This window comes from Paraflavitalea sp., from assembly GCF_059502485.1.
Window position 1 is genome coordinate 960,576 of sequence record NZ_JCACET010000008.1, and the last position, 24,946, is coordinate 985,521.

Annotated in this window: 19 protein-coding genes; 6 read left to right on the forward strand and 13 right to left on the reverse strand. The window is 47.7% G+C overall.

From position 1 onward, the window contains the following. Positions 1–25 precede the first annotated feature (25 nt). Positions 26–766, forward strand: coding sequence for a tyrosine-protein phosphatase (locus AC5JBY_RS06785; protein WP_495903805.1), 741 nt, complete (start codon positions 26–28; stop codon positions 764–766). 7 nt (positions 767–773) lie between these two features. Here the strand turns inward: AC5JBY_RS06785 and hemL are convergent, their stop codons facing one another. The 8 genes from hemL to hemA are packed head-to-tail and all read right to left on the reverse strand — an operon-like array spanning position 774 to position 9,146. Continuing rightward, complete coding sequence (hemL, locus tag AC5JBY_RS06790) at positions 774–2,063, reverse strand: glutamate-1-semialdehyde 2,1-aminomutase (RefSeq protein ID WP_495903806.1); 1,290 nt, start codon at positions 2,061–2,063, stop codon at positions 774–776. Between the two features lie 53 nt (positions 2,064–2,116). Continuing rightward, positions 2,117–3,091 (reverse strand): porphobilinogen synthase, encoded by a 975-nt coding sequence (gene hemB / locus AC5JBY_RS06795; RefSeq protein ID WP_495903807.1) that lies wholly within the window; start codon positions 3,089–3,091, stop codon positions 2,117–2,119. Between the two features lie 44 nt (positions 3,092–3,135). Beyond that, positions 3,136–4,071: an oxygen-dependent coproporphyrinogen oxidase gene (gene hemF / locus AC5JBY_RS06800; protein WP_495903808.1), complete on the reverse strand. Its 936-nt coding sequence runs from the start codon at positions 4,069–4,071 to the stop codon at positions 3,136–3,138. Continuing rightward, positions 4,068–5,075: an alpha/beta fold hydrolase gene (locus AC5JBY_RS06805; protein ID WP_495903809.1), complete on the reverse strand. Its 1,008-nt coding sequence runs from the start codon at positions 5,073–5,075 to the stop codon at positions 4,068–4,070. Before AC5JBY_RS06805 ends, hemF begins: the two co-directional genes overlap by 4 nt. A 17-nt stretch (positions 5,076–5,092) precedes the next feature. Next, complete coding sequence (gene hemE / locus AC5JBY_RS06810; protein WP_495903810.1) at positions 5,093–6,169, reverse strand: uroporphyrinogen decarboxylase; 1,077 nt, start codon at positions 6,167–6,169, stop codon at positions 5,093–5,095. 15 nt (positions 6,170–6,184) lie between these two features. Continuing rightward, entirely contained in the window at positions 6,185–6,919 is a 735-nt protein-coding gene (locus AC5JBY_RS06815) for a uroporphyrinogen-III synthase (protein ID WP_495903811.1), read from the reverse strand. 1 nt (position 6,920) lies between these two features. Next, on the reverse strand, positions 6,921–7,895 hold the full coding sequence (gene hemC, locus AC5JBY_RS06820) for a hydroxymethylbilane synthase (RefSeq protein ID WP_495903812.1): 975 nt from the start codon (positions 7,893–7,895) through the stop codon (positions 6,921–6,923). A gap of 9 nt (positions 7,896–7,904) precedes the next feature. Next, positions 7,905–9,146: a glutamyl-tRNA reductase gene (hemA, locus tag AC5JBY_RS06825; protein ID WP_495903813.1), complete on the reverse strand. Its 1,242-nt coding sequence runs from the start codon at positions 9,144–9,146 to the stop codon at positions 7,905–7,907. A 339-nt stretch (positions 9,147–9,485) separates the two neighbouring features. Between hemA and hemH the strand changes: the two genes are divergently transcribed. Together hemH and AC5JBY_RS06835 are read left to right on the forward strand one after the other, a co-directional pair. Continuing rightward, entirely contained in the window at positions 9,486–10,511 is a 1,026-nt protein-coding gene (hemH, locus tag AC5JBY_RS06830; RefSeq protein ID WP_495903814.1) for a ferrochelatase, read from the forward strand. Between the two features lie 15 nt (positions 10,512–10,526). Beyond that, positions 10,527–11,054 carry a CopD family protein gene (locus AC5JBY_RS06835; protein ID WP_495903815.1) on the forward strand — a complete coding sequence of 176 codons (528 nt, stop codon included), beginning with the start codon at positions 10,527–10,529 and terminating at the stop codon, positions 11,052–11,054. 607 nt (positions 11,055–11,661) lie between these two features. On the opposite strand, the gene AC5JBY_RS06840 is transcribed toward AC5JBY_RS06835, so the two are convergent. Further along, on the reverse strand, positions 11,662–15,216 hold the full coding sequence (locus AC5JBY_RS06840; RefSeq protein ID WP_495903816.1) for a T9SS type B sorting domain-containing protein: 3,555 nt from the start codon (positions 15,214–15,216) through the stop codon (positions 11,662–11,664). 290 nt (positions 15,217–15,506) lie between these two features. On the opposite strand from AC5JBY_RS06840, the gene ileS reads away from it, so the two are divergent. Further along, complete coding sequence (gene ileS, locus AC5JBY_RS06845) at positions 15,507–18,938, forward strand: isoleucine--tRNA ligase (RefSeq protein WP_495903817.1); 3,432 nt, start codon at positions 15,507–15,509, stop codon at positions 18,936–18,938. 4 nt (positions 18,939–18,942) lie between these two features. Continuing rightward, the gene (locus AC5JBY_RS06850; RefSeq protein ID WP_495903818.1) at positions 18,943–19,821 is read left to right on the forward strand and encodes a TraR/DksA family transcriptional regulator; all 879 of its coding nucleotides are present in this window, start codon (positions 18,943–18,945) and stop codon (positions 19,819–19,821) included. A 168-nt stretch (positions 19,822–19,989) separates the two neighbouring features. Here the strand turns inward: AC5JBY_RS06850 and AC5JBY_RS06855 are convergent, their stop codons facing one another. The 4 genes from AC5JBY_RS06855 to AC5JBY_RS06870 are packed head-to-tail and all read right to left on the reverse strand — an operon-like array spanning position 19,990 to position 23,614. Beyond that, positions 19,990–20,745: a LytR/AlgR family response regulator transcription factor gene (locus AC5JBY_RS06855; RefSeq protein WP_495903819.1), complete on the reverse strand. Its 756-nt coding sequence runs from the start codon at positions 20,743–20,745 to the stop codon at positions 19,990–19,992. Further along, the gene (locus AC5JBY_RS06860) at positions 20,742–21,818 is read right to left on the reverse strand and encodes a sensor histidine kinase (protein ID WP_495903820.1); all 1,077 of its coding nucleotides are present in this window, start codon (positions 21,816–21,818) and stop codon (positions 20,742–20,744) included. Before AC5JBY_RS06860 ends, AC5JBY_RS06855 begins: the two co-directional genes overlap by 4 nt. 3 nt (positions 21,819–21,821) lie before the next feature. Further along, positions 21,822–22,808 (reverse strand): NAD-dependent epimerase/dehydratase family protein, encoded by a 987-nt coding sequence (locus AC5JBY_RS06865; RefSeq protein WP_495903821.1) that lies wholly within the window; start codon positions 22,806–22,808, stop codon positions 21,822–21,824. Between the two features lie 5 nt (positions 22,809–22,813). Continuing rightward, positions 22,814–23,614: an SDR family NAD(P)-dependent oxidoreductase gene (locus tag AC5JBY_RS06870; protein ID WP_495903822.1), complete on the reverse strand. Its 801-nt coding sequence runs from the start codon at positions 23,612–23,614 to the stop codon at positions 22,814–22,816. A gap of 227 nt (positions 23,615–23,841) precedes the next feature. On the opposite strand from AC5JBY_RS06870, the gene AC5JBY_RS06875 reads away from it, so the two are divergent. Continuing rightward, a complete protein-coding gene (locus AC5JBY_RS06875) occupies positions 23,842–24,933 on the forward strand; it encodes an outer membrane protein assembly factor BamB family protein (RefSeq protein ID WP_495903823.1) in 1,092 nt (363 codons plus the stop codon). Positions 24,934–24,946 lie beyond the last annotated feature (13 nt).

Sequence of the window (24,946 nt, forward strand, 5' to 3'; positions counted from 1 at the left end):
CAAACTAATTATCTGTAACAGTAGCATGTTCTCTATTTTCAAAAAAAAGAGCGCTGTTAATGTTGATCTAAGTGCCCTGGGTACAGATATGCATTCGCACCTGTTGCCGGGGATCGATGACGGTAGTCCTGATGATGCTACTTCTCTCATGCTGATGAAGGGGTTGCAACAGTTAGGCTACCGTCGTTTTATTACTACTCCCCATATTATGTGGGATGTGCATCAGAATGATGCTACCATTATTGGCAACGCTCATAAGCAGCTGGAACTGGCGTTGCAACAAGACGGACTAAATACTCCCATACGGGCGGCGGCCGAATATTTCCTGGATGATCATTTCGACAGGCTGCTTGAGCAGAATGTTCCTTTGCTCACGATAAAGGATAATTGGGTGCTTGTAGAGTTTTCATTTATAGCTCCTCCCAGAAACTTAAAGGAGACTTTATTCGAATTGCAGATAAAAGGGTATAAACCTATTCTTGCTCACCCGGAACGTTATAGTTACCTGGTATCCAATAAAGAGATGTATGATGAGCTGAAAGAGGCAGGTTGTCACTTTCAACTAAATCTCCTATCGCTTACCGGTTATTACGGTAAAGGGACTAATGACCTGGCTCATTATCTTATCAAAAAGAAATACATCAATCTGTTAGGAACAGACCTTCACCATGAACGCCACCTGGACGCATTGCGCTCCTCTTCCTCCCTGATGAGTGGTGTTAATTCCCTTCTTGATTCGGGCAGTATCTTAAATGCTTCCCTGTAATTCTCCGTTATAAGATCTCTGTGAGACTTTCTTTCGTTGCCTGTAAAGTGGCATCGAGGTCTTGCTGTGTCAATGCATTGTTGAGGAACCAGCTTTCAAAGGCTGAAGGAGGCAGGTAAACGCCTCTTTTCAGCATAGCATGGAAGAACTTGTTGAATAATTGATTGTTGGCAGATGCTGCCGATGCAAAGTCAGTTACCGGGTGATCACTGAAGTGAATGCTGATCATAGAGCCCAGCTGGTTGATCACATATGGTGTGCCGGAAGCTGCCAATATTTTATTGAGTCCATCTCTGAGGTAAATAGTCTTGTCTTCAATCTCTTGTAGTAACTGTGGCTGCTCATTTAAAATAGAGAGTAGCGTGTAGCCGGCGATCATGGCAATGGGGTTGCCGCTCAATGTTCCTGCCTGGTATACATTGCCCAAAGGAGAAACAACTTCCATAATATGTTTCTTTCCTCCAAAGGCGCCTACGGGCATGCCTGCTCCAATCACTTTACCATACGTTACCAGATCGGCATCAACGCCTAAACGTTCTTGCGCACCGCCTTTAGCCAGACGGAAGCCTGTCATCACTTCATCGAAGATGAACAGGATACCTTCTTCGTTACATATTTTTCGCAGCCCTTCGATAAAACCAGGGGCTGGTAAGATACAACCCATATTACCGGCTACCGGCTCAATGATAATGGCGGCTATTTGTTGTTTGTGTTCGCTGACCAGTTTCTCAACGGCAGCCAGATCGTTATAAGCACAGGTAAGTGTGTCTGTTGCCACGCCTGCTGTTACACCGGGCACGGTTTGAATATTGAAGGTGGCTACCCCACTGCCGGCTTTCACCAGGAATGAGTCGGCATGGCCATGATAACAGCCTTCAAACTTGATGATCTTATTTCTGCCTGTGTAGCCACGTGCTACGCGGATGGCGCTCATGCAGGCTTCGGTGCCGCTGCTCACCATGCGGATCAGGTCTACATTGGGCACCATGCTTTTGATAAGCTCTGCCATCCTGATCTCCAGTTCGGTGGGAGCACCATAAGAAGTTGAATACACAGCCTGCTCCTGGATGGCTTTGATCACCGGTGCATAGGCATGGCCCAGGATCATGGGGCCCCAGGAAGCGATATAATCGATATACCGGTTGTCATCTGCATCGTACAGATAAGGTCCCTCAGCTTTCTTTATGAATAAGGGTGTTCCTCCTACGCTTTTGAAGGCACGTACAGGAGAGTTAACGCCGCCGGGTATGGATTGCTGGGCACGTTGGAATAGTTCGATGCTTTTGTTGATGCTCATGGTATGGCTCTGTATTCGGTAATAATTGTTAGATCGGATTGTCGTTGTTGCTCTTAGCCAATCAGCCTCACTGCGTCTTTGGCAAAATAGGTGGCGATCAGGTCTGCGCCGGCACGCTTGATGGCAGTTAGGGTTTCAAGGATGGCTTTGTCTTCATTGAGCCAGCCCATTTTGGCAGCAGCCTTGATCATGGCGTATTCTCCGCTGATGTTGTAAGCGCTCACGGGAATATCTACATTGTTCTTTACTTCACGAATAATATCGAGGTAAGCCAATGCTGGCTTCACCATCACAATATCTGCTCCCTCCTGCACATCCATCAGTGTTTCTTTGATGGCTTCTGTGCGATTGCTGTAATCCATCTGGTAGGTTTTCTTATCGCCAAAGCCGGGTGCAGAATCCAGTGCATCGCGGAAGGGACCATAAAAACAGGAAGCATACTTGGCGCTGTAGCTCATGATGCCTGTTTTTGTAAAGCCGTTTTCTTCCAGCGCCTGACGGATAGCGCCAATGCGTCCGTCCATCATATCGCTGGGGGCTACAAAGTCGGCGCCTGCCTGTGCGTGGCTCACGCTCATATTGGCCAACACTTCAACTGTGGCGTCGTTCACGATCTCGCTTCCCTCTACAATACCGTCGTGTCCAAAAGAAGAGAAGGGGTCCAGTGCCACATCGGTCATTATCAACATATCCGGGCAGGCATCTTTGATAGCCCTGATGCTTCTTTGCATTAAACCTTGTGGGTTTACTGCTTCTGTTCCTTTATTGTCTTTCAGCTCGTCTTTGCATTTGATGAAAAGCAATACGCTTTTCAAACCCATGTTCCAGAGCTCTTTCACTTCCTTCACCGTATTGTCCAGGCTCAGGCGGTAATAGCCTGGCATAGAGGAAATCTCTTCCTTCACGTTTGTTCCTTCCACGATAAACAACGGCACGATAAAATCATTCGGTGTGAGGATGGTTTCTGCTACCAATGACCGGATGGCTGGTGATTGACGCAGTATCCTGTTTCTTCTTTGTAAGTACATACTTTATATTTTAAGGTTCCGGGGTGTTCCGGGACCGGCAATTATTAGACCCAATTAACCGGCTGCAAACATACTTGTTGCAGGTTATATTCTTCTGATCCCGCTTCAGGTTGGTAATTATAGTCAAATCGTACGGTTGGGGGCAGGCTCATCAATATGCTCTCGATGCGTCCGTTGGTCTTGAGGCCAAAGATAGTGCCCCTGTCATGTACGAGATTGAACTCGGTGTATCTCCCTCTGCGGATTTCCTGCCAGTATTTATTGGCTGGGGTGTAAGGTGTGTTCTTTCTTTTTTCAACAATGGGAAGGTATGCTGGTAAGAATGAATCTCCGCACGCTTTGCCAAAGTTCATCCAGTAATCAACATCCTGCTGTGCATTAGGACGCTGGTAATCGTAGAAGATACCCCCAATGCCTCTGCGCTCATTATTGCGGTGTTTGTTCACGAAATATTCGTCGCACTCTTTTTTGAACCTGGGGTAGAAGGCAGTGTCGAAACGGTCACATACTTCTTTGTAAGTACCGTGAAAGTGTTTTGCATCTTCTTCAATCAGGTAGTAAGGTGTAAGATCAGTGCCGCCACCAAACCACCGGTCAATGGCTTCTCCATTGGCGTTGTACAGTTCAAACATGCGATAGTTGCAATGTACAGTTGGCACAAATGGATTATTGGGATGCAGCACCAGTGAGAGACCACAGGCAAACCAGTTGTCGCCGTTGATCTTGAGTTGTGTGCGCATGAGGTCAGTAACCGGACCAAAGACAACGGAAGTATTCACGCCTCCTTTCTCAAATACTTTACCGTTTGCAATGACCCTTGTTTTGCCACCGCCGCCTTCGGGGCGTTGCCACTCGTCTTCTTTGAAAGTTGCTTCTCCATCGGCTTGTTCAAGGCCAAGACAGATACGGTTTTGCAAGTCGTGGACATAACTTATCCAGTTCTCTTTGATACTTGCGGTGGATGTTGTCTCTGTGCTCATGATTGAAGAAATTGCAAAAGGGGTTGTATAAACCGGTCGAAGGCTTCGATATGGGGCAGGTGTCCCACATTGTCCAGTTCCACCAGTTTAGCGTTCTTTATTTTATCACGGGTCTGCTTGCCCAATGCAGGATAATCGCCCAGTGTTTTCTTTACTGCTTCCGGCGCCTGTGCTTTGCCCAGTGCCGTACGGTCGCGCTGGCCAATGATCAATAAGGCAGGCGCTTTAATCTGTTCAAACTCGTATACCACCGGTTGGGTAAAGATCATATCATAGGTAAGGGCGGCATTCCAGGCGATGCGGTTGTATTCGGGGCTCAGGGTCCAGCCTGCCAACAGGTTTACCCACTCATCATAAGCGGGTTTCCATTGGCCACCGTAGTAATTGTCGAGCTGGTACTGCCTGATGCTATTATAGTTCTGTTTCAATTCTGACTGGTACCATGTTTCAACCGGTTGGTAAGGCACTTTCAGTTTCCAATCTTCCAGGCCAATAGGGTTTTCGAGGATGAACTTCTCTACTTTATCGGGATACATCAACGTAAAGCGTGTTGCCAACATGCCTCCCATGGAATGCCCCAGTATTGATACTTTGTTTATTTGTAAAGTGTCCAGTAATGCTTTGGTGTTTTGCGCCAGCAACTGAAAAGTATATTGGATGGCAGTGGGCTTGGATGATTTGCCAAAGCCAATCTGATCGGGGATGATTACCCGGTATCCTTTTTCTGTCAATGCCTGTGCTGTTTGCCGCCAGTAAGCGCCATTGAAGTTTTTGCCGTGTAACAGCAATATTACTTTGCCATTGGCACTGGCAGGCTGCACATCCATGTAGGCCATCTTTACCGGCTGGCCTTGTATGGTGAGGCTGATGTATTGTACCGGAAAGGGATACTCATAATTTTCCAGACAGAGGCCCAATGCTTTTCGTGATTGGGCAACTGTTGTGGTGAATGATAAACACAGGATTGCAAATCCGGTTATATACTTTACAAGTTGTGCTTTCATGTGCGCATGTTTTTAGTTCATGCTTTGTGCCGGTAGTTCTTTACCGTATTCACAAAGGCTTTTGCATGGTCTACCGGAACATTCGGTAAAATACCATGCCCCAGGTTGGCAATGTGTCCGTGGCCACCGAATGCCTGCAACATTTGTGTCACTTCCTGCTCAATGACGGGGATGGGCGACAACAGTTTGGCAGGATCGAAGTTTCCTTGCAATACTATTTTGGAGCCTGCCAACTGACGGGCGAGGGTCGGTGTGATGCACCAGTCGATACCCAGGCCATGTGCGCCGGTGGCAGCCATCCCTTCCAGTGAGTGCCAGGCGCCTTTCGCAAATACGATGGTGAGCACTTCTTCTTTCAATGCTGCCACAATTTGGCGGATATAACGGAGTGAAATGTTTTCAAAGTCGGCGGGGCTCAATAAGCCGCCCCAGCTATCGAATATCTGTATTACATCGGCACCTGCTTTTACCTGTTCTTTCAGGTAGGCGATCGTCGTATCAGTGATCATCTGCAGGAGGCGATGGGCTGTTTCGGGTTGGGTGTAGCAGAATGCTTTTGCGTCATCAAATGTTTTGGAGCCTTTGCCTTGTACCATGTAGCACAGCAAGGTCCAGGGAGCGCCGGCGAAACCGATGAGGGGCACGCGGCCGTTGAGTTCTTTTTTTGTTAAGCGCAGGGCATCGAATACGTAACCCAGCTTTTCCTGTACATCAGGAATGTGTATTCTGTTGAGGTCGCTGGCTTGTTTGATGGGATCAGGTAAGAAGGGGCCTTTTCCTTCCAGCAGTTGTACTTCCAGTCCCATGGCTTTGGGCACCACCAATATATCGGAGAAGATGATAGCGGCATCTACACCTATCTGGTCGATGGGCTGGAGCGTAATCTCTGTGGCCAGCTCAGGTGTTTCACAACGTTCGAAGAAAGAATACTTCTCGCGGAGCTTGATATAATCCGGCAGGTAGCGGCCTGCCTGACGCATCATCCATACAGGTGTACGTTCTGTTTGTTCTCCGCGCAGGGTGCGTAATATCAGGTCATTCTGCAATTTCGTGCCTGCTGTTGTTGCTGATGTGTTCTGGATGGATGATGTCATATTTATAGGTTCTTGCTATTTATGTAAATCGATATTTTGTAGGTAAAGCCAGGCACTGTCCAGCATCTTTTGCTGGGTGGGTGCTTCACTGGTGATTACTTTATTGCTTGTATACTCGCCTATCGCTGCTGCGGTGGTGTCACCGATAGCAATGCAGGCAGTGTCTTTCTTCAGGCTATTGATCGAAAAGAAGCTCTTTACAGCACTTGGGCTAAAGAATAATACCGCATCAATATTGTTAGGTGTCAACACTGGTGTGGCAATGGTTTCATACACGACTATCTCTATTACTTCCATACCGGCTTCTTTTAACAGGTGTGGTAGTTCATCGCGTCGCTGATTGCCGCAAAAGAATACCACTTGTTTGTGTTGACCGTTGGCAATGATCTTCGCGGCCAGTTCGGTGGCATTGGATGCTGTGTCGATGATCTGCTCTTCGGACAGCAATTGCACTACTGCTTCCTTCGTAGCGCCGTTTAAGCAGAATGCATTCCAATGACCAGGTACGTACAAGGCATCGCCTCCATGTAAATATTTGTCTACAGCAGCTACTGCGTGTTGACTCGTAAACACTATCGTAATGTCGCTCTTGGTATTTATCCATGGCCATATCTCCTGGTATTTGGCCATGGTCAGTATCGTTTTGGTAGTAATGAACTCCTCTTCCAATACTTCCACACCTTTTTGTTCCATGGCTGCTTTGAGCGCCGGATCCATTTTTTTGGTGCTGAGTATGGTGTGGTGAGCCATATTAATTGGTTACCTCTTTTTTCTGAATGCCATCTGCTATTGCCTGCCCGCCATTGGCCAACAGTTCTTTTGCTAAAAGAGCTCCTGCTCCGGTGGCTGCATCAAAAGCTATTGTTTTTTCAATAGCGGCTTTTTGTTTGCCATCTACTGAGAGAATATTGCCCTGGAAAGATACTTGTCCATTCTTCACTTCTGCCAATGCGCTGATGGGGGTAGAGCATCCACCCAACAGGGCTCTTAAAAAGTCGCGTTCTATTTGGGTACACAATGCAGTGTCTGCGTCATTGAATGCGGCACAAATGTCCGCGATCTCCTTGTCTTTGGCTCTGCACACCACCATGATGGCGCCTTGTGCGGGTGCGGGCAACATCCAATCGAGTTCGATGGATTGTTCGGGCCGCAGGTTAATTCTTTCGAGGCCGGCGGCGGCGAAGATGGCGCCGTTCCAGTTGCTTTCTGCTACTTTGGCGAGGCGGGTGTTTACGTTGCCACGCAGGTTATCTATGTTGTGTTGTGGGTAGCGGTTGAGCCATTGGGCTTTGCGGCGGATGCTGCTGGTGGCGATGGTGAGTTGTGAGTTGTGAGTTGTGAGTGGGTTCGTCCACTGGCCATCAGCGTACCCGAGTTGGCTGCTTAGTTCCTGCCAATCTCCTTTGTATACTAAAAGGTCTTTCCAGGAGGCGCGTTTGAGGGCGGCGGCGGGGATGATGCCGGCAGGTAATTGCGTGGGTACATCTTTCATAGAGTGTACGGCAATATCTATCCGGTTGTTGAGCAGGGCAATGTCGAGGCTACGGGTAAAGATGCCTTGTACGCCCATTTCATATAATGGGGTTTTGAGGTCGATATCTCCCTCACTTTTAATGTATACCAGTTCGGCTGCTACGTTTTGGCCTGCCAGCAGTTCTTTTACCTGCATAGCCTGCCACACGGCCAGTTGACTTTCCCTGGTGCCGATGCGAATCGCTTGTTTCATGCCGCAAAATTAGTTAGAACCCGTGGCAATAAACTCATTGATGGCTTCAATATAATAGCAGCCACGTTGGTTTACCTGGCGCATTTTGGAAGCCATGCCGTTGATCACGCGCTGAATTTTTGCATCAGCATCGATGGTGCAGGTTGTTGAAACGGGAGAAAGGCCCTGTAGGTAAAGGGGGAATGCCTGGATTTCCTGTAATTTGGTTTTTACCGCTTTCAATACCGGTACGTGCTTGCGCATTTCGAACCAGTCCATGAACTCGGCCATGTGCTCATCGATGATAAGCCTGGCTTTGGGAACTTCCGCTTCACGTTTCTGCAGTGTCTCGTCCTTCAGTTTTGATAGTTCATCTACGTTTACCAAATGTACATTGGGTAAATCCTGAGCAGCCATCTCTACATTGTAGGGGATAGACAGATCGATGATCAGTTTATCTGTCTTGCCTTCGAGGTGCGTTTTTAATATGGTTGGGTGTGCCGCGTTGGTGGCCACCAGTATGATGTCGGAATTGTCGATGTAATCGGCCAACTGGTCGATGGGGGCATGTTGGAGGCCCAGTTCGTTGGCCAGTTCTGCGGCTTTTTGCGGGGTGCGGTTGATAAGGGTGATGGCGGTAGTTTCGAGGTAGTCTACCAGGTTTTTACAGGTGCTACGCCCAATCTTACCAATTCCCAGCAACAGTATCTTTTTACCCGCGAGGGTATTGAACTTTTGTTTGATGTATTGTACAGCAGCAAAGGAAACGGATACCGTACCATCGCTGAGGGCTGTGTGGTTCTTAACTGCTTTGGATGTTTGCAGCACTGCGTTGACCATGCGGTCGAGGTAGGTGCCTACAAATGTTTTTTCGCGGGCAAACTTTACGGCTACTTTCAACTGGCCTACGATCTCATAATCTCCAAGGATCTGGGAATCGAGCCCGGCGCCTACTGCGAAGAGGTGTTCTACTGCTTCGGGGCCTTTTTTAACGTAAGCTAATTGGGAAAATGTTTGCGGGTCGCCTTCGGTTTGTGCGCAAAGCAACTGAATGAGTTGTCCTGCATGTTCGGCGAATCCATATATTTCGGTGCGGTTACAAGTAGAAAGAACAAATAGTTCGTGTAAACCATAAGACGGTGCGAGGGCAAGGAGGGAGGCGTATTGTTCATCGTTGATCGCAAACTGGCCCCTGATCGCTGCATCGGTTTTCTTATAGTTGATCCCGGCTATAAAAAACTTTGATATGTCTTTGCTACTATGTCCGTGCATGTGGAATATGGTTCAGAGAATTGACATCGCAAAGTTAGTTTCGCAAGCGTCAACCACCTAATCTATCTGTCATTCCTCTGTCATTTTACCTGCTGATTAGTGTCACATAAATGGGTGAGAAAAGTCAACCGTTTTTGGTGATATGTATACCGAAATTAGCCATGGGATAAGTTTTCGGGCGAATGAAATGATTGGATGCAAACGTTTCCGGGTGTGGGAATGTTAAGTGATACGAACAGTCGTTTGTACAGGATGATGTGGTTTTGATGTTATTGTGGTCAGGAAAAAATAATTGTTGGGGCAGCTTACTGAATTACTTTTGCAAACTATTTTATCGATATGAGTGCAACTAAAAGAGGCATTGTTCTGATGAATCTTGGTTCTCCGGATTCTACTGAAGTAAAGGATGTACGCCGGTACCTGGATGAGTTTCTGATGGATGGAAGGGTCATTGATACGCCGCTACTTTGGCGTGCATTGCTGGTAAAAGGGCTTATTGTTCCGTTTCGTGCTCCTAAATCGGCCGAAGCATACAAGAGTATCTGGACCAAAGATGGTTCTCCGCTTATTGTGATCAGCAAGCAACTGCAGCAGGCATTGCAGGCGCAGGTAGATGAGCCCGTGGCGCTGGCTATGCGTTATGGCAGCCCTGCTCCCTGGACGGCGTATGATGAATTGCTGCAAAAGCAACCTGACCTGGAGGAAGTGGTATTGGTGCCGCTGTATCCGCACTATGCTATGTCGAGTTATGAAACGGCGGTAGAGTATGCAAAGAAAATGCACCGCAAGGGGAAGTATTCTTTTAAGTTGACTGTTGTTCCTCCTTTTTATGATGACGCTGCTTACCTCGACTCATTGGTGGAGAGCATCAAGCCTTATCTGCAAAAGGAGTACGATCATGTTGTATTCAGTTATCATGGTATTCCTGAACGGCATGTTCATAAAAGTGATGTTACCGGAAAGCATTGCCTGAAGTCGGACAATTGTTGTGCAGTAGATTCTGAAGCGCACAAGACCTGTTATCGGCATCAGTGTATTGTGACTACTAATCGCGTGGCGCAGGCTTTACAAATTCCTACTTCGAAGTTTAGTTTCTCATTTCAGTCGCGACTGGGGCGTGATGAATGGTTGAAGCCTTATACAGCTGTTAGATTGGCCGAAATGCCTAAGGAGGGCATCAAGAAGTTAGCGATACTTTGTCCTGCTTTTGTAAGTGATTGTCTGGAAACTTTGGAAGAGATGGGTGAGGAAGGAAGAGAAATATTTTTACATGCAGGTGGTGAGGAGTTTACGTTGATCCCTTGTTTGAATGTACATCCTGCCTGGGTGAAAGCGTTGAAGGGCTTGTTGGACCAGGCTGTTTAATTGATCAATAGCATTATGTATTTATACATCAAGGCGCTCCACATTATTTTTATTGTAACCTGGTTTGCGGGTATGTTTTACATGCCACGGTTGTTCATCTATAATGCAGAAGTGGCTGCAAAGCCTGAGCCGGTCAGGGATGCATTGAGGGAACAGTTTGGCATTATGATGAAACGCCTGTGGTATGGCATCACGTGGCCATCTGCTGTATTAACATTAATACTGGGCACTACTACATGGTATCTGCTCGGTGTAACACCCTCGTGGCTCATTATTAAATTAGTATTTGTTGTTGGGTTATATGCTTATCATTTTTCATTACATGCTATTTTCAAGCAACAACAACGTGGTGTTTTTAAATTCACTTCGCAGCAGCTGCGCATCTGGAATGAAGTAGCTACTATCTTTTTGGTAGCGATCGTAATGCTGGTGGTGGTAAAGCAAAGTCTCAGCTTTGTGTGGGGCATTACAGGTTTGATCCTCTTTGTGATCGTACTGATGAGTGCGATCAAAATCTACAAGTATTTGCGGGAAAAGAAGTGAGTTCGGCGTCGAAGTCCTTTGAGGCATCGAGGCAACGAGAGAAGAAGCCGGAATCTTTGATTCTTATCTGATTGTCAATGATTTAGCAGATTGATATTGTCAAAGTAATTCGCTTCTTTAGATATAAATAGTTAAGGCCGCTTACGGGCGGCCTTAACTATTTAATTGCTTTTGTTGAATATCCTTTGCAACACCAAAGCACAAAATGCCTGGCAATTACAGGTAATCAACTGAAAGACAATAAGATAATGGGATTAAGAAAAACGGGAAGAATATAAAAGAGAAAAACCTTTCCGACGCCTGTAGAGTTTTGAAAGGAAAGGGGAGCAGGAATACTCCCCTTTTTAACCCCTAAACCCTAAACCGTAGAAAAGGTTTTTCATGTAATGCATTATAAAAATAAATCAAATATCTTAAATAACAACAGTAAATCTTCTTAGAATTTGCTGCAATTTCTTTTCGTAAAAACCACCTTCTCTACTCTTCACTAATTGCAGTTACTGTATCATCGTAACGTGAAATATATTTCCATAAATTATGCCAAATGTGATGTTTGACGAAAAACATTTTTTCAATCATAAGATTTGTTAAGGCTTTTAATGTCTTTTTAACGAATCAATGTAACAGAGCCTGCCTGGCGCAAAAATTTACCGTTTAGATCAATTCCTTCAATGACCCAGTAGTAAGTTGCTACAGGGACATTGTGTCCATTTTTTTTCCCATTCCACACAAAGTTGGGGTCTTTCGTCTCAAACACTAACTGTCCCCAACGGTTGAAGATCTTCAATCCATTTAGTTTGAAGTACCCTGTAATATGGATGCGGAACTCATCGTTGATGCCATCGTTGTTGGGTGTAAACGTATTAGGGATATCTAATTTGGTCATATCTATGACCTTGATGCTTACCCGTACACGGTCACTGTTGCAAGGGCCCGCTTTGTACGCTATATAATAATGCGTATCCTCCGGAACTTTTCTTACTGTAAAGATGCCAGTTTGATTTTCTTCAATTACTGTATTCGTTGCTGCATTATATAATATATAGGTGGCGCCTGCTTGTGGATTCTTCACCTTCAGGATGCCATCTGTATGCCGGGCTATGGTGATGTTGTCGTATTGGGGCGCCGGTAAGGTGCTGATAACCTGTGTAATAGCATAGTCGGCACTACGTAGCTCACAGCCATTTATGTCCGTTATAAGCAGGTGGTAGTTTCCTTCATGCAAATTGCTGATGATTGACTGCTGCCCTACTACCTGGTTATTACTGTTAAACCATTGATATTGCAGAGCTCCGGCAGCACTGGTAGCAGTGATGCCCGTAATGCTACCGGTGCCAAATCCACATCTGTCGGGTTGTATAAGTGCCCTGTCTTCATTCATGGCCGGAAGGGGCTGCATGCGAATTATTTTTTTGTAGATCGATTGCCCGCAACCGTTGGCATCGATAGCTATGAGATGATAGGTGGCCGGATTCAGGTTGGAAATTGAAAGTGTTGACCCGATTTGGGTAACGCTATCCAGTAACCAACGGAAAGTATACAGTGTAGCATTGTTGTTGAGCTGGTTGATCTGGATGCTGCCATTGGGTTGATTGCAAGTTGCATCTTTTTCTATTGCCTGTGTTACCAGCAATGCTGCAGGCGCATAGCCCAATACTTCAAAGACTGATGATATCAATGTGTCGCAAGTGCTTCTGTCTTTTATTTTCAACCGGTATTTTCCTGCTTTTATTGGTTGCAGGTCAAGGTTGTTGCCTACTACTGTTCCTTGTTCATCTACCCAAATTGTGGCAACCATTCCATCGGGATTCGTGAATGTAATGTTGCGGATACTACCATTGGTTTGTCCACAGGTAGCATTGCTGATCTGTGCTGTGGTGGTGTTTAGTGCAAGTGCCGGTGTAGCTGTTATGCTAATCCAATCGGTAGAGTCGCCGCAACCTGCTGTATTATCCAATGCAATGAGCTTATAACGGCCTGCAGGTATGTTTGCAAGATCGGCAGCAGTGCCTACGATATTTCTATTTTCATTTATCCATTGCAGGGACGAGAAGCTCATCCCCGATAAGGTAATGCCGCTGATGGAACCGTTGGGCTGACTACAAGTAGTCGCTGTTGTTTGCAGATTGGCAGCATCTACGTCGGGCGAAGTATTGGTAATCGTATAATAGCGGGTGTATTTGTCGCAGGCTCCATCGGTTACCCTGAAGCGATAGCGGCCTGGTAATACATTTCTGAGACAGGCAGCTGTGGTGATGAAATTACCGGCGGCGTCTTCCCATCCCCAGTTTGTTGCTCCCACGGGGTTGATGCCACAGATGGAACCATTGTTTTTATTGCATCGTGCATTGGTGATGACGATGCCGGCACTCGAGTCGATGTTGAGTGAATTATCCGGAACGATGAAAGTGTAGGTAGATTCGCAGGTGCCTGTGCCAACAGGCAGCCACAAAGTATAGGTGCCTGCAGGTACGTTGCTAAGACAGGTGTCGCGGCTCACTACTGTTCCTGCTTCATCTCTCCACTCCCACTCTGCTCCGCTGATGATCTTAACGCCACATATGGCTCCCAAGGCAGTACAACTGACGCCCGTGATACGTACGTTGGCGTCTTCTATTAGTGGTGCTGAATATTTTGAAGTAGCTCCCTGTACATCGGTCGCGGTAGCTACGATGCTTTTACCGGTGAGCGCAGGATCAGTAAAGGTCCATTGGCCGCTGGCATCGGCAGTAATTACCAGGCCAAGATGTGTTTTGCCTTCGCAGCCCGGACAATTATCATCTGCAAAAAGATCGATAATGGAACCGGGTAGTGCTGTACCGCGTATAGTGCCTGTGGCCTGGTTGAGGCCGTTGATCGTAATGAATGGTTGTGGCCTTGCTCCGTTGGCGGCAGCCCAGTTGTTGATGGTGATCGGCTGTTGGTTGTTGCAGTAAGTGCTATTGTAGCGGAAAGTGATGTTGGAGGTGCTGCTGAGCATCAGGGCGGTTCGGCTGCAATAGCGGATATAGTTTTCATTGCCGGGCGCCGTGCCACCGATGATGCCTGCGGGACAGTTGATGATCATGATGCCTGATTCCAGTGTGGTGTTCCGGAAGGGGACATTGCGCTTTTCACCACCTAGGAGGTTTTGTTCGATGGCGAAATAGCTTTGTATGTTGGCCAGTGAGATGGCATTGAAGCGTGAACGGCCGGCTATGTAATTCCTGCGGATAAGGAGGCCGGCGTTTGCCCTGTTGGTAGAGTTGAGTTTTTGATAATCCTGCACCGTAATGCCTGTCTGTGAGTTGGCGGCTATCATATCGTCATTGATATCGATGCCCAGCTTGTTGTTGATGATGAGTATGCTGTCGTTGATGGCGGGATCGGGGTGACCGGTGCAGAAGATGTCATTTTGTGCGTTGATCGAGTTGCCTTGTCCGGGTGCCTCACCTCCTATGAAGATGTCGGTAGCCCGGTCGAAGTAGACGCCATACTGGTTGGTGGCGGGCGTGCCGGGATCGCCAGGGCGGGTGCCGGCAACGAGGAGTGTCGAAATGCCGTCGGTATTCACGCCCATCGTATTGGACTGAACGGTAATGTGGTGGCTTGCCTGCCCCCGGAAGTATTCGGTAGATACGCCTCGCTTCCAGCCGCTGATCAGGTTGCCTTTGCCCGGGGCGCCGATGATCACCTCGCTACAGGCGCGCAGGTGGATAGCATACAGGTTTGTTGGCGGCATGCCCGTATTCCGGTCGCCGACCTGGGCCCAAAGGAAGAAACCGTAGATCTGGATATTGGTGGCATTGCTGGCCTGGAAGATGTAATGGTCATTGTTATCATTGGAAAAGAAACCCTGTATGGCTACTGCTACTTTAGCACTCGTGGCGCCTAAAGGATCGCCCGGTTGTGAACTGGCGTCGATGATGATGTTGGACGTGAGGCCCGGGAGTGGCATATTGGGATTCAATAAGATAGTAACGGGGCCGCGGCGGGTGGGGAGGTCGAAGAGGATATAATCGGTAACGGTGGTGCCGTTGGCGTTGGCTTTTTCAATAGCTTCCCGGAGGCTGCCAGCCCCGGACGCGAGGGCACTGGTTACCATAAAGGTATCGGCCCATGCGGATGAATAACAGGATAAGGTTATGACTACCACAAGGGTAGCCAGGCGTAGCTTTCTCATGCAGCGCTGGTTACCTTAAAATTACTGAAAAACTGGCTGAACCTGCATTAGAACCTGCTCATCCGCGCTTCAAAATATATTTTCTAAAAAGTGAACCTTTTGCAAAAATGGTTTCGTCCATGTGTGAGGCATGTGTCAAACATGTGTGCTTCATTGGTAAAAGGGGGTATTTGACACATGGTTGGCACATCCCTGATACAAGGATCGAACAGAGGCTCCTATATAGGTATATTTCTGTAACTTTGCACACTTTTTAACTACATTTTACCCGGTTTTACGCCAAGAATATTATGTCGTCCAAATACAGAGAGTTTTCGCATCTGAATCTGCCTGCCATGGAGCAGGAAATACTGGCTTTGTGGAATGAGCAACAGGCCTTTGAAAAGAGTATGTCCGTACGGGATGGTGCTACTCCCTTCGTGTTTTATGAGGGGCCGCCCAGTGCGAATGGAATGCCTGGTATTCACCACGTTATCAGCCGTACGCTGAAGGACCTGGTATGCCGGTACAAGACCATGCAGGGCTTCCAGGTAAAAAGGAAGGGTGGCTGGGATACCCACGGTTTGCCGATCGAGTTGGGAGTGGAAAAGGAATTGGGCATTACCAAAGAGGATATCGGTAAGAAGATCTCCGTTGAGGAATACAACCAGAAGTGTCGGGAAGCGGTATTGCGCTACAAGGACAAGTGGGATGACATTACCCGCAAGATGGGTTATTGGGTAGACTTGAATGATCCATATATCACGTTCGATAATAAGTATGTTGAAACGCTGTGGTGGATATTGAGCACGCTTTATAAAAAGGGCCTGCTGTATGAGAGCGTAAGCATCCAGCCTTATTCGCCCGCTGCCGGTACGGGTTTAAGCTCGCATGAGCTGAACCAGCCGGGTACGTATAAAATGGTAAAGGATACTTCGGCGGTGGCGATGTTTAAGGCGGTGAAGAATGAGAAGACGGAGTTTCTGTTTTCGGCAATCGGCAATCAGCAATCGGCAGTCGATGGCTCCGAGGTGTTCTTCATGGCGTGGACGACCACTCCCTGGACCCTGCCTTCCAACCTGGGCCTGACGGTGGGTGGCAACATCAATTATGTGCTGGTAAAAACTTTCAATCCTTATACGCACCTGCCGGTAAACATTGTACTGGCCAAAGACCTGCTGGGCAAATACTTCAAGCCTGAAGGGGAAACAGCTGATTTCAGTGCTTACCAGGAAGGTGATAAACTGTTGCCCTGGAAGATACTGACCGAGTTCAAGGGTAAAGCTATCGAGGGCGCCCGCTATGAGCAGTTGTTGCCTTATGAAGCCAATTCACCGGAGTCGATCAGTTATAGCATGCCTAATCCCCAGCCTTTCCAGGTGCTGGTGGGTGATTTTGTGACTACGGAAGATGGTACGGGTATCGTGCACACGGCTCCTGACTTTGGTGCCGATGACTATCGTGTGGGTACAAAGTATGGCATTGGTTACTTCACTTATATCGATGAATACGGCAAGCGTGAAAAACTGGTGCTGGTAGACAAGCAGGGCAAGTTTGTGAATGGTTTGGGTGAGTTCAGTAATCGTTATGTAAAGAATTATAAGGATGATCCGAACTACGTGGATGTGAATGTCGACATCTGCGTGAAGCTGAAGAAAGAGAACCGTGCTTTTAAGATCGAGAAATACGAACACAACTATCCTCACTGCTGGCGTACGGATAAGCCTGTATTGTATTATCCGCTGGATGCCTGGTTCATCAAAACCACGGCGCTGAAGGATAAGATGGTGGAATTGAATAAGACCATCAACTGGAAGCCTAAATCTACCGGCGAGGGCCGTTTCGGCAACTGGCTGGAGAATATGGTGGACTGGAACCTGAGCCGTAGCCGTTTCTGGGGTACACCGTTGCCCGTGTGGAGGACAGAAGATGAGCAGGAAGAGGTTTGTATCGGCTCAATCGGTGAGCTGAATGCCGAGATCAAGAAGGCCAACGAGGTGCTGGGAGGTGATGTGAACAAGCACTACCTGCACGAGGGCATCCTGGACCTGCACAAGCCTTATGTGGATGAAATCGTGCTGGTGAGCCCTTCGGGCAAGCCCATGAAGCGGGTACCCGATCTGATCGACGTTTGGTTCGACAGTGGCGCCATGCCTTATGCGCAGTGGGGCCTGGATTATGATAAGCTGGCGGCTGGCGACCCACGCCCGTTCAAGGCGCCTTTCGACCAGAACTACCCGGCTGACTTCATCGCGGAAGGGGTTGACCAAACGCGTGGCTGGTTCTATACGCTCCATACCATCTCTTCACTGCTGTATGGTGGAGTGGCTTATAAAACCTGCGTTTCCAACGGGTTGGTGCTCGATAAGAACGGCAACAAGATGAGTAAGCGCCTGGGTAATGTGGTTGATCCGTTCGAGACCATCAATAAGTTTGGCGCCGATGCTACCCGCTGGTACCTGATCACGAATGCTTCTCCCTGGGATAACCTGAAGTTTGACATGGAGGGTATCAAGGAGGTGCAGCGTAAGTTCTTCGGTACTTTATATAATACGTATCAGTTTTTTGCGCTATATGCCAATGTAGACGGTTTTGCCTTCAAGGAAGCTTATGTTCCGCTGGAGCAACGTCCTGAGATCGACCGCTGGATCCTTTCTTCACTGAACACGGTGATCAGGAAGGCGGGTGAGTATATGGACGATTATGAGCCTACACAGGCCGGCCGTGTGATAGAAGAGTTTGTGGATGAGCACCTTAGTAACTGGTATGTGCGTCTTTGTCGCCGCCGTTTCTGGAAAGGAGAGTATGAGCTCGACAAGGTTTGTGCCTATCAAACGCTGTATGAGTGCCTGGAAACCATCTCCAAACTGATGGCGCCGATCTCGCCTTTCTTCAGCGATATGCTGTTCAGGAACCTGAATGCGGTTACCGGCCGGAATGGGGAACAATCGATCCACCATGCCTTGTATCCCAAGGTGAATGAGGCGGCTATCGACAGCTCTTTGGAGGAGCGGATGCAGCTGGCGCAGGACATTTCGTCACTCGTTTTGTCGCTCCGGAAGACTTCGAAGTTCAAAGTGCGGCAACCGCTTCAAAAAGTGCTGATCCCGGTATTCAATCCGGCAATAAAAGAGCAGATAGCACGGGTGGAAGACCTGATCAAGAGCGAAGTAAATGTGAAAGAGATCCAGTATCTGACGGAGGACACCGGATTCATCAAAAAGAAGATCAAGCCTAATTATACAGCCCTGGGCAAGAAGCTGGGGGGGAAAATGAAGGCCGTAGCTGCCGCTTTGGCAAGTTTTACACAGGATCAGATCTCTTTGTTAGAAAAAGAAGGCTCTATCTCATTGTTTATTGATAACGAACCCTTAATATTACAGGTTAATGAAACGGAGATCGCCAGTGAGGAAATTCCCGGCTGGTTGGTCGCTAACAAGGACTCTCTGACCGTAGCACTCGACGTAACCGTAACCCCCGAGTTGATCAACGAAGGCAATGCCCGCGAACTGGTTAATCGTATCCAAAAAATCCGTAAAGACAATGGCTATGAGCTGACTGACAGGATTGCAGTACAGGTAACCGAAAACCAGGATCTACAGCAGTCTATAGCCCAATTTAATAACTATATTTGCGCCGAAATTTTGGCAGATACATTGGAGTTGGTACCTGAATTGCCCAATGGCACTGAAATTGAGGTCAACGATATTTCACTAAAAGTGTACGTTACAAAAAAAGCCTAAGAGTATGGCAACCAAGAAGAAAGCAGCTAAGCCAGCTAAAAAAACGATTGCACCTAAGAAGGCAGCGCCGGCTAAGAAGCCTGCTGCCAAACCTGCTGCTAAGGTTAGTAAGCCTGCGCCTAAAGCAGCTGTCAAGACTGCAAAGCCGGCGCCTAAGCCTGCTAAATCGAATGGCGGTAAAGCTGCTCCTGTAGCGAAGCCGGTTGCCAAACCTGTGGTTGTTGCCAAGTCTGCGCCTGTCCCCAAAGTGGCGGCGAAGCCTGAACCGAAGCCTTTAGTGAAGAAAATTGTTCCAGAACCCGTGAAAGTTGAAAAGAAACCCGAAGTACCGAAGGAAGAAGTAAAAAAGCCCGATCCGGTTCCGCCCCCACCGCCGCCCAAAAAGCCGGCCGTGCCCGCTAAACCAGTGAAGGTTGTAATACCTGAGATTAAAACTAAAACGGTTCGTAAATACGAGCCGGAGTTCACGAAATCCGTATTGGATCAACCAGAAAACACTCAAACAGGACCAACCATGCGTTACAGCGATGCCGAATTAGGAGAGTTCAGAGAACTGATCTTAAAGAAACTGGAGCAGGCTAAGAAAGAGCTTTCTTATCTGCAGGGTTTGATTACCCGCAAGGATGAAATGGGTGGAGATGAAACTGAGAACCGTTACATGACCATGGAAGATGGTAGCATGAGCATGGAGCGGGAACAGCTTGCCCAGATGGCCAGCCGCCAGATCAATTATATTGATCACCTGGAGAAGGCGATGATGCGTATCGAGAACAAGACTTACGGTATTTGCCGTGTAACCGGAAAGCTGATCGACAAGGCCCGGTTGAGAGCTGTACCGCACGCGACGCTGAGCATCGAAGCCAAGCAGATGATGAATAAATAATGTGTAATTAACATTATTAGCCTATAAAACAGGTTGCTGAAAAGCGACCTTTTTTCGTTTTATAGAAGGGGAGTGTGATGAGATCGGGAGGCGTGAGACGTGAAAAGTGAGACGTGATATGGTGATTTCGCTCTCTGGTTTACAGTCTCACGTTTCACCTCTGACGTTTCACGTCCTCCCTTCGAGCCAGCTCCTGAAATCGGCTACGCGTTCGCGACTGATGATCACGTCTGTGCCTGCATCGGGCTGCAATTGCAGGATCAACCTGCTGTTGTAATAAGTAAGTATCTTCTTTATAGAGTCTATTTGTATAATGAACTGGCGGTTGATGCGGAAAAAGAGGTGCTTGTCGAGCATCTTTTCTATCTGGTCCAGTGAATAATCCAATGGTAGCTTCTGGTTGTTGTTGGTCGTTGCATAGGTAACGCCTTTTATGAATTGCAGGTAAGCAATGTCTTTTGCCTTCACATATATGAGCTGGTTGTTGAGCCTGCCAATAAACCGCGTACTATCTCTCTTCATAAACTCTTCAGCAATGGAGGCTATATCGATCACAGGCCGCTCTACGGGTTTAAACTGCTGGTACTTGTCCAATGCTTTCTTTAGCTCCTTTCCATCTATCGGCTTCATCAGGTAGTCGATGCTGTTGACCTTGAACGCCTGTAAGGCAAAGTTGTCGTAGGCTGTCGTGAATATGATGGGTGTCTTGACGTCTGTTTGTTTGAATATTTCAAAGCAGTTGCCATCGGAGAGCTGGATGTCCATCATCATCAGGTCGGCAGTGTTGTGTTGCTCCATCCATTCAATGCCTGCTGCCACCGAATCGATCACGGCAATGATTTCTATAGCAGGGTCACACTTTTTGAGGAGCTGCACCAGCCGCTCTGAGTTGTGTACTTCGTCTTCAAATATGGCTACTCTCATGGTTGTTCTATTATAGGCACTTTTACGGTGAATGTGTCACTGTTCTGGGTAACGGTGATCCCTTGTCCGCTGGAAAGCTCATAGCGCTTCCTGATGTTTTCAAGTCCGATCCCGGAAGATGGTTCAGGGTTGAACTTTTTTCGTACAATATTACTGATCAGCAGAAATCCGCCTTCGCTTGTTACCGTAATCTCCAACGGTTCATTGATGGAGAAACGGTTGTGTTTAATAGCATTCTCGATGAGCATTTGCAGGGTGGCTGGTGGTATCATGCCTTTGGTACGGGCTCGTTCATCGACGGTTGCGCTGAACCGGATGCTGTTCTGGTGACGGATACCGATGAGGAAGAGGTATGATTCCAGGAAGTCGAGTTCGGTTTGTATAGTTACCAGGTTCTCAAATTTTTTATCGAGGATATACCGGTATATCTTGGCGAGCTGGGTAATATAGTCGGCCGACAGGTCGGCGCTTTTATATACGAGGTTGGTGAGTACGCTGAGGGAGTTGAAAAAGAAATGGGGGTCGATCTGGTTGCGCAGGGCATCGTACTTGGCCTGTATGTTTTCGCGCATGAGGCGCTCTGTCTGTACCTGGTATTCTTTCCAGCCTTTGTAATAGAATACGATCCCGTTGAAGGAAAGGATCATCATGTAGAAGAGGAAGGTGCCTGCCAGCATGTTGTAGCTAACGGCGGTAAAGCTTTGCCATGCTTCATAACGGTTGAAGAAGACAATGTCAATGATGCCATATACGAACCCGAATGCGAGGGAAGCTAACAGACCATACAGGATGAGGCTGCCGCATACGATCGCCAGCCGTCCGATGGGGTGGATGTTGTGTCTGCGCCTTTCCATGTATTTGGAGAGGAGGATTGCGCCTTCCCAAACCAGCAATCCCAACAGGATATAAAAGAGGCTGAATACCTGCGAACGCAGGTTGAAGGTGCCTATATCATGGATGAAGGTCAGGTCGAAAGATTTGAAAATGGTGCTGAACAGGTATAGTACCAGTGCCCGCGACAGGTAGCGGAAGGTTCGGCTGTTGAATATTTTTTCGCTTCGGCTGAAATCCATGTGTTAGTAATAATGGTTTTCCTTGAACCAGTTCAATGCTTTGCTGATGGCTGTTTCCATGGGGGTATAGCGTATCTCTAACTCTCGTTCTGCTTTTTGGCCTGAGTAGTAATTATCCAGGCTTAGCAGGTAGGCTGCCGACCAGGTAAGTTTGCCGGGCCTGCGGGTGATCGCTGCTTTCAGGGTGCCGATCATACCTGCCAGTTTCAGTACGGGTGCCGGTATTTTGATCATGATCTTCTTTTGCCGTGCTATGCTGTTCAGCAAGCTAAAGAATTCCCGGTAAGTAAGGTTATGCCCTGCCAGCAGGTAACAGTTGCCTGTTTGTCCTTTCGTCAATGCGCTCACTATTCCGTGGCATACATCGTGGATGTATACAAAGTTTTTTCCGCCGGGTGGATAGAACAAGAGCTTCTTGTTTAATCCGTATAACAGGAGCTTGCCTGAGCTGGGCTTACTGTCGTTGGGCCCGATGATAAAGGTAGGATTTACTACAATGGCGGGTAGCTGCCGGGCCTGCACTTGTTCCAGCACATATTGCTGTGCGAGGTATTTGGTGTTGATGTAGCCCGAGTTGGCTTTGAAGAGGGAGAAGCCGTTGAGCTCTGTGCCGGGGTTTTCTTTGCTGCCGGGCTCGATGGTATTGGCGGTGCTTACGTAGATGAACTTTTCTACGTTGTGTTGGAGGCAGGCTTCTACCATGTATTGGGTGGCGGTGAAGTTTATCCTTTCGTATTCAGCAAAGCCAATGCCCCATTGGTCCGTAATAGAGGCCGCATGGATCACGATGGAGCATCCTGCTACTGCCTCGCTCACCTGTGCTGCATTGTCGATGTGGCCGAAATAAACGGCGGCAGGGATATCATCCAGGCCTTTGAGGTTGGCGCCGGGACGTACCAATAGTTTTATCTCGTAGCCAAGCCTGAAGAGTTCGCGGGTTAGGTTGGAACCAAGGAAGCCGTTGGCGCCTGTGATCAGTATCTTTTTCATGGGGTTTATGCGGGGGAGTATTGTATTTCTTTTCTCACTTCTCTCGATACGATCTTTAGTTTTAATCCCAGCGGCAGTAACCTCATCAGCATAAGGTTGAACCTGTTCATAATGCCCGGTATGATGATGGGATGGTTGGCCATTGTTTTACGCAGGGCTATCCGGGCGATTACTGAGGTGGGTAATAGTCCCATCCTGCCTTTGATACCCTGACTGATAACGCGCCGGCTCGTGTTGGAGTTGGTCATGATGGGGCCAGGGTATACTACACTAACAGATAGTCCTGTGCCCGACAGTTCTTCACGCAAGCCGTGAAAGAAGGAGGATATAAATGCCTTGGTAGCCGGATACACTGTTTTGTAGGCAATGGGCGTAAAGGCTGCCATGCTGGAAATGTTCATGATATAGCTGCGTGGATGTTCCAGCAGGTTGGGTAGCAGCAGGTGGGTGATCTGGACAGTGCTGCGTACGTTCAGCTGGATGATCTGGTCAATCTTCTCTGCCGATGTTTCGCGGATGGAAGCCGTGCCACCGATGCCTGCATTGTTGATGAGGAAGTTGATGCTGAAGCGGCCTCTGATGTAGTCGAGTTGTTGCCGCAGTATGGTGCTGTCGGTAAGGTCGAATTCAAATGCATGTACATAGACGCCGTAGCTGATAGCAAGCGTTTCTGCTACTGATGAGGTGTGGCCTCCGGGCAGCGCGATGAGGATAAGGTTCATGCCTGCTTTGGCGCATTGGATAGCCAATGCTTTGCCAAGACCAGAGCTGGCTCCTGTGATAATGGTATAGGTTAGCTGTGACATGGCTGCAAATTGCAGCAGGAGGGTCGGCAGGCGAAGGTTTTTCCATCGAGTTGTCGGATTAAGGGGCGGAATAGTGAGTTGTGAACGGTGAGTTGTGAGCTTATCTTATAGGAAAAGGGTTCGTTTGGGGCTTAAAATGTACAAGTTCTGGATTTATGTGTGGGGCTTTTATGGAATTTGCGGTTATTGTAATCAAGGATGGAATTGACAAATAATAACCTTGACCGATGAGACTTTTTTATTATTCATTCTTCGTCGTTGCCTCCATTTGCCTGTATAGCTGCGGCAGCACCACTCCCAAAAGCGCCGATCGCTTCCTGTCTATAGAGTCTAAGCAGGAATATAAACTGCCTGGTACTGCCGATGAGCATTCTTTGTGTGTCAACAATGGGTTGGTGTATTACAAGGCCATGGAGACTAATGGAAGTTATGCGCTCAAGTGTTACTCCCTGGAAAAAGACACGCTTGTCTGGTCTATTAGAATAAAGGGAATGGGAGGCTATAAAGGTGTTATTACATCTGCCGGTGAATATGTGATGCCTACATCGTCCGACTCTGTATATGTTATCGATTCATTGGGCAATTACAGGATATTGAAATTGGAAAACAAGTGTACGACCAATCCGGTGCGATATGGAAATACTGTCATTTTACAGGAAAAGGGTACAGGGCTCAAATGTTTTGATACACGGTCTTTGCAGCCATTGTGGGCGAATCCTCAGCAGGGGGAGATGAATATGCGACAACTATTGCTGCATGATAGTAGTGTGTTTTGTATTCTGGATAACAAGCGTATTCAATCTGTTGCTGCTTCAAGTGGGCAATTAAACTGGGAGGTCCCGGTGAAGGATAGTTTGGGCAGCCTGGTATTTTGTGGGTCGCAGGGCAACATGATCTTTGTGTTGTCGACAGGTGTACGGATGCCACAGTTTTTGACGGCTTTCGATGTCGGTAATGGCAAACAGCTCTGGAGAACGATGGTAGATAAGGAGGTTGGTGTGTGGAATAATTCAATGGTTGTGCGGGATAGTGTATTGTATTGTAAAGAGAGCAGGCGTATATCGGCGTACGCTGTTTACAGTGGTAGGCGTTTGCGTCAGTATGATCTAAAGGCTCATACTGCCACGAACCTGATCATTGATAGCAGCAGTAATATACTTTTTGGATTGACTGATAACTCACTGCGGAAGATCGATCAGAACGGGAAGGATACGCCGGTAGCTGTTTTTAAAGGGAATTTGCATGCATTGTATAAAGACGGCGGAAATACTTTTTTGTATAGTTACCCTAAGTTGTATGTGCTGACTAATTCTAAATAAAGAAGCCCTATAG

Excerpts from the sequence above, each read along its gene's own strand:
- ileS (WP_495903817.1), top strand. The coding sequence starts at position 15,507 with ATGTCGTCCAAATACAGAGAGTTTTCGCATCTGAATCTGCCTGCCATG.
- AC5JBY_RS06860 (WP_495903820.1), bottom strand. The coding sequence starts at position 21,818 with ATGGATTTCAGCCGAAGCGAAAAAATATTCAACAGCCGAACCTTCCGC.
- hemB (WP_495903807.1), bottom strand. The coding sequence starts at position 3,091 with ATGTACTTACAAAGAAGAAACAGGATACTGCGTCAATCACCAGCCATC.
- hemL (WP_495903806.1), bottom strand. The coding sequence starts at position 2,063 with ATGAGCATCAACAAAAGCATCGAACTATTCCAACGTGCCCAGCAATCC.
- hemF (WP_495903808.1), bottom strand. The coding sequence starts at position 4,071 with ATGAGCACAGAGACAACATCCACCGCAAGTATCAAAGAGAACTGGATA.
- hemE (WP_495903810.1), bottom strand. The coding sequence starts at position 6,169 with ATGACATCATCCATCCAGAACACATCAGCAACAACAGCAGGCACGAAA.
- AC5JBY_RS06805 (WP_495903809.1), bottom strand. The coding sequence starts at position 5,075 with ATGAAAGCACAACTTGTAAAGTATATAACCGGATTTGCAATCCTGTGT.
- AC5JBY_RS06865 (WP_495903821.1), bottom strand. The coding sequence starts at position 22,808 with ATGAAAAAGATACTGATCACAGGCGCCAACGGCTTCCTTGGTTCCAAC.
- AC5JBY_RS06785 (WP_495903805.1), top strand. The coding sequence starts at position 26 with ATGTTCTCTATTTTCAAAAAAAAGAGCGCTGTTAATGTTGATCTAAGT.
- AC5JBY_RS06815 (WP_495903811.1), bottom strand. The coding sequence starts at position 6,919 with ATGGCTCACCACACCATACTCAGCACCAAAAAAATGGATCCGGCGCTC.
- hemA (WP_495903813.1), bottom strand. The coding sequence starts at position 9,146 with ATGCACGGACATAGTAGCAAAGACATATCAAAGTTTTTTATAGCCGGG.
- hemH (WP_495903814.1), top strand. The coding sequence starts at position 9,486 with ATGAGTGCAACTAAAAGAGGCATTGTTCTGATGAATCTTGGTTCTCCG.
- AC5JBY_RS06870 (WP_495903822.1), bottom strand. The coding sequence starts at position 23,614 with ATGTCACAGCTAACCTATACCATTATCACAGGAGCCAGCTCTGGTCTT.
- AC5JBY_RS06835 (WP_495903815.1), top strand. The coding sequence starts at position 10,527 with ATGTATTTATACATCAAGGCGCTCCACATTATTTTTATTGTAACCTGG.
- AC5JBY_RS06875 (WP_495903823.1), top strand. The coding sequence starts at position 23,842 with ATGAGACTTTTTTATTATTCATTCTTCGTCGTTGCCTCCATTTGCCTG.
- AC5JBY_RS06855 (WP_495903819.1), bottom strand. The coding sequence starts at position 20,745 with ATGAGAGTAGCCATATTTGAAGACGAAGTACACAACTCAGAGCGGCTG.
- AC5JBY_RS06840 (WP_495903816.1), bottom strand. The coding sequence starts at position 15,216 with ATGAGAAAGCTACGCCTGGCTACCCTTGTGGTAGTCATAACCTTATCC.
- AC5JBY_RS06850 (WP_495903818.1), top strand. The coding sequence starts at position 18,943 with ATGGCAACCAAGAAGAAAGCAGCTAAGCCAGCTAAAAAAACGATTGCA.
- hemC (WP_495903812.1), bottom strand. The coding sequence starts at position 7,895 with ATGAAACAAGCGATTCGCATCGGCACCAGGGAAAGTCAACTGGCCGTG.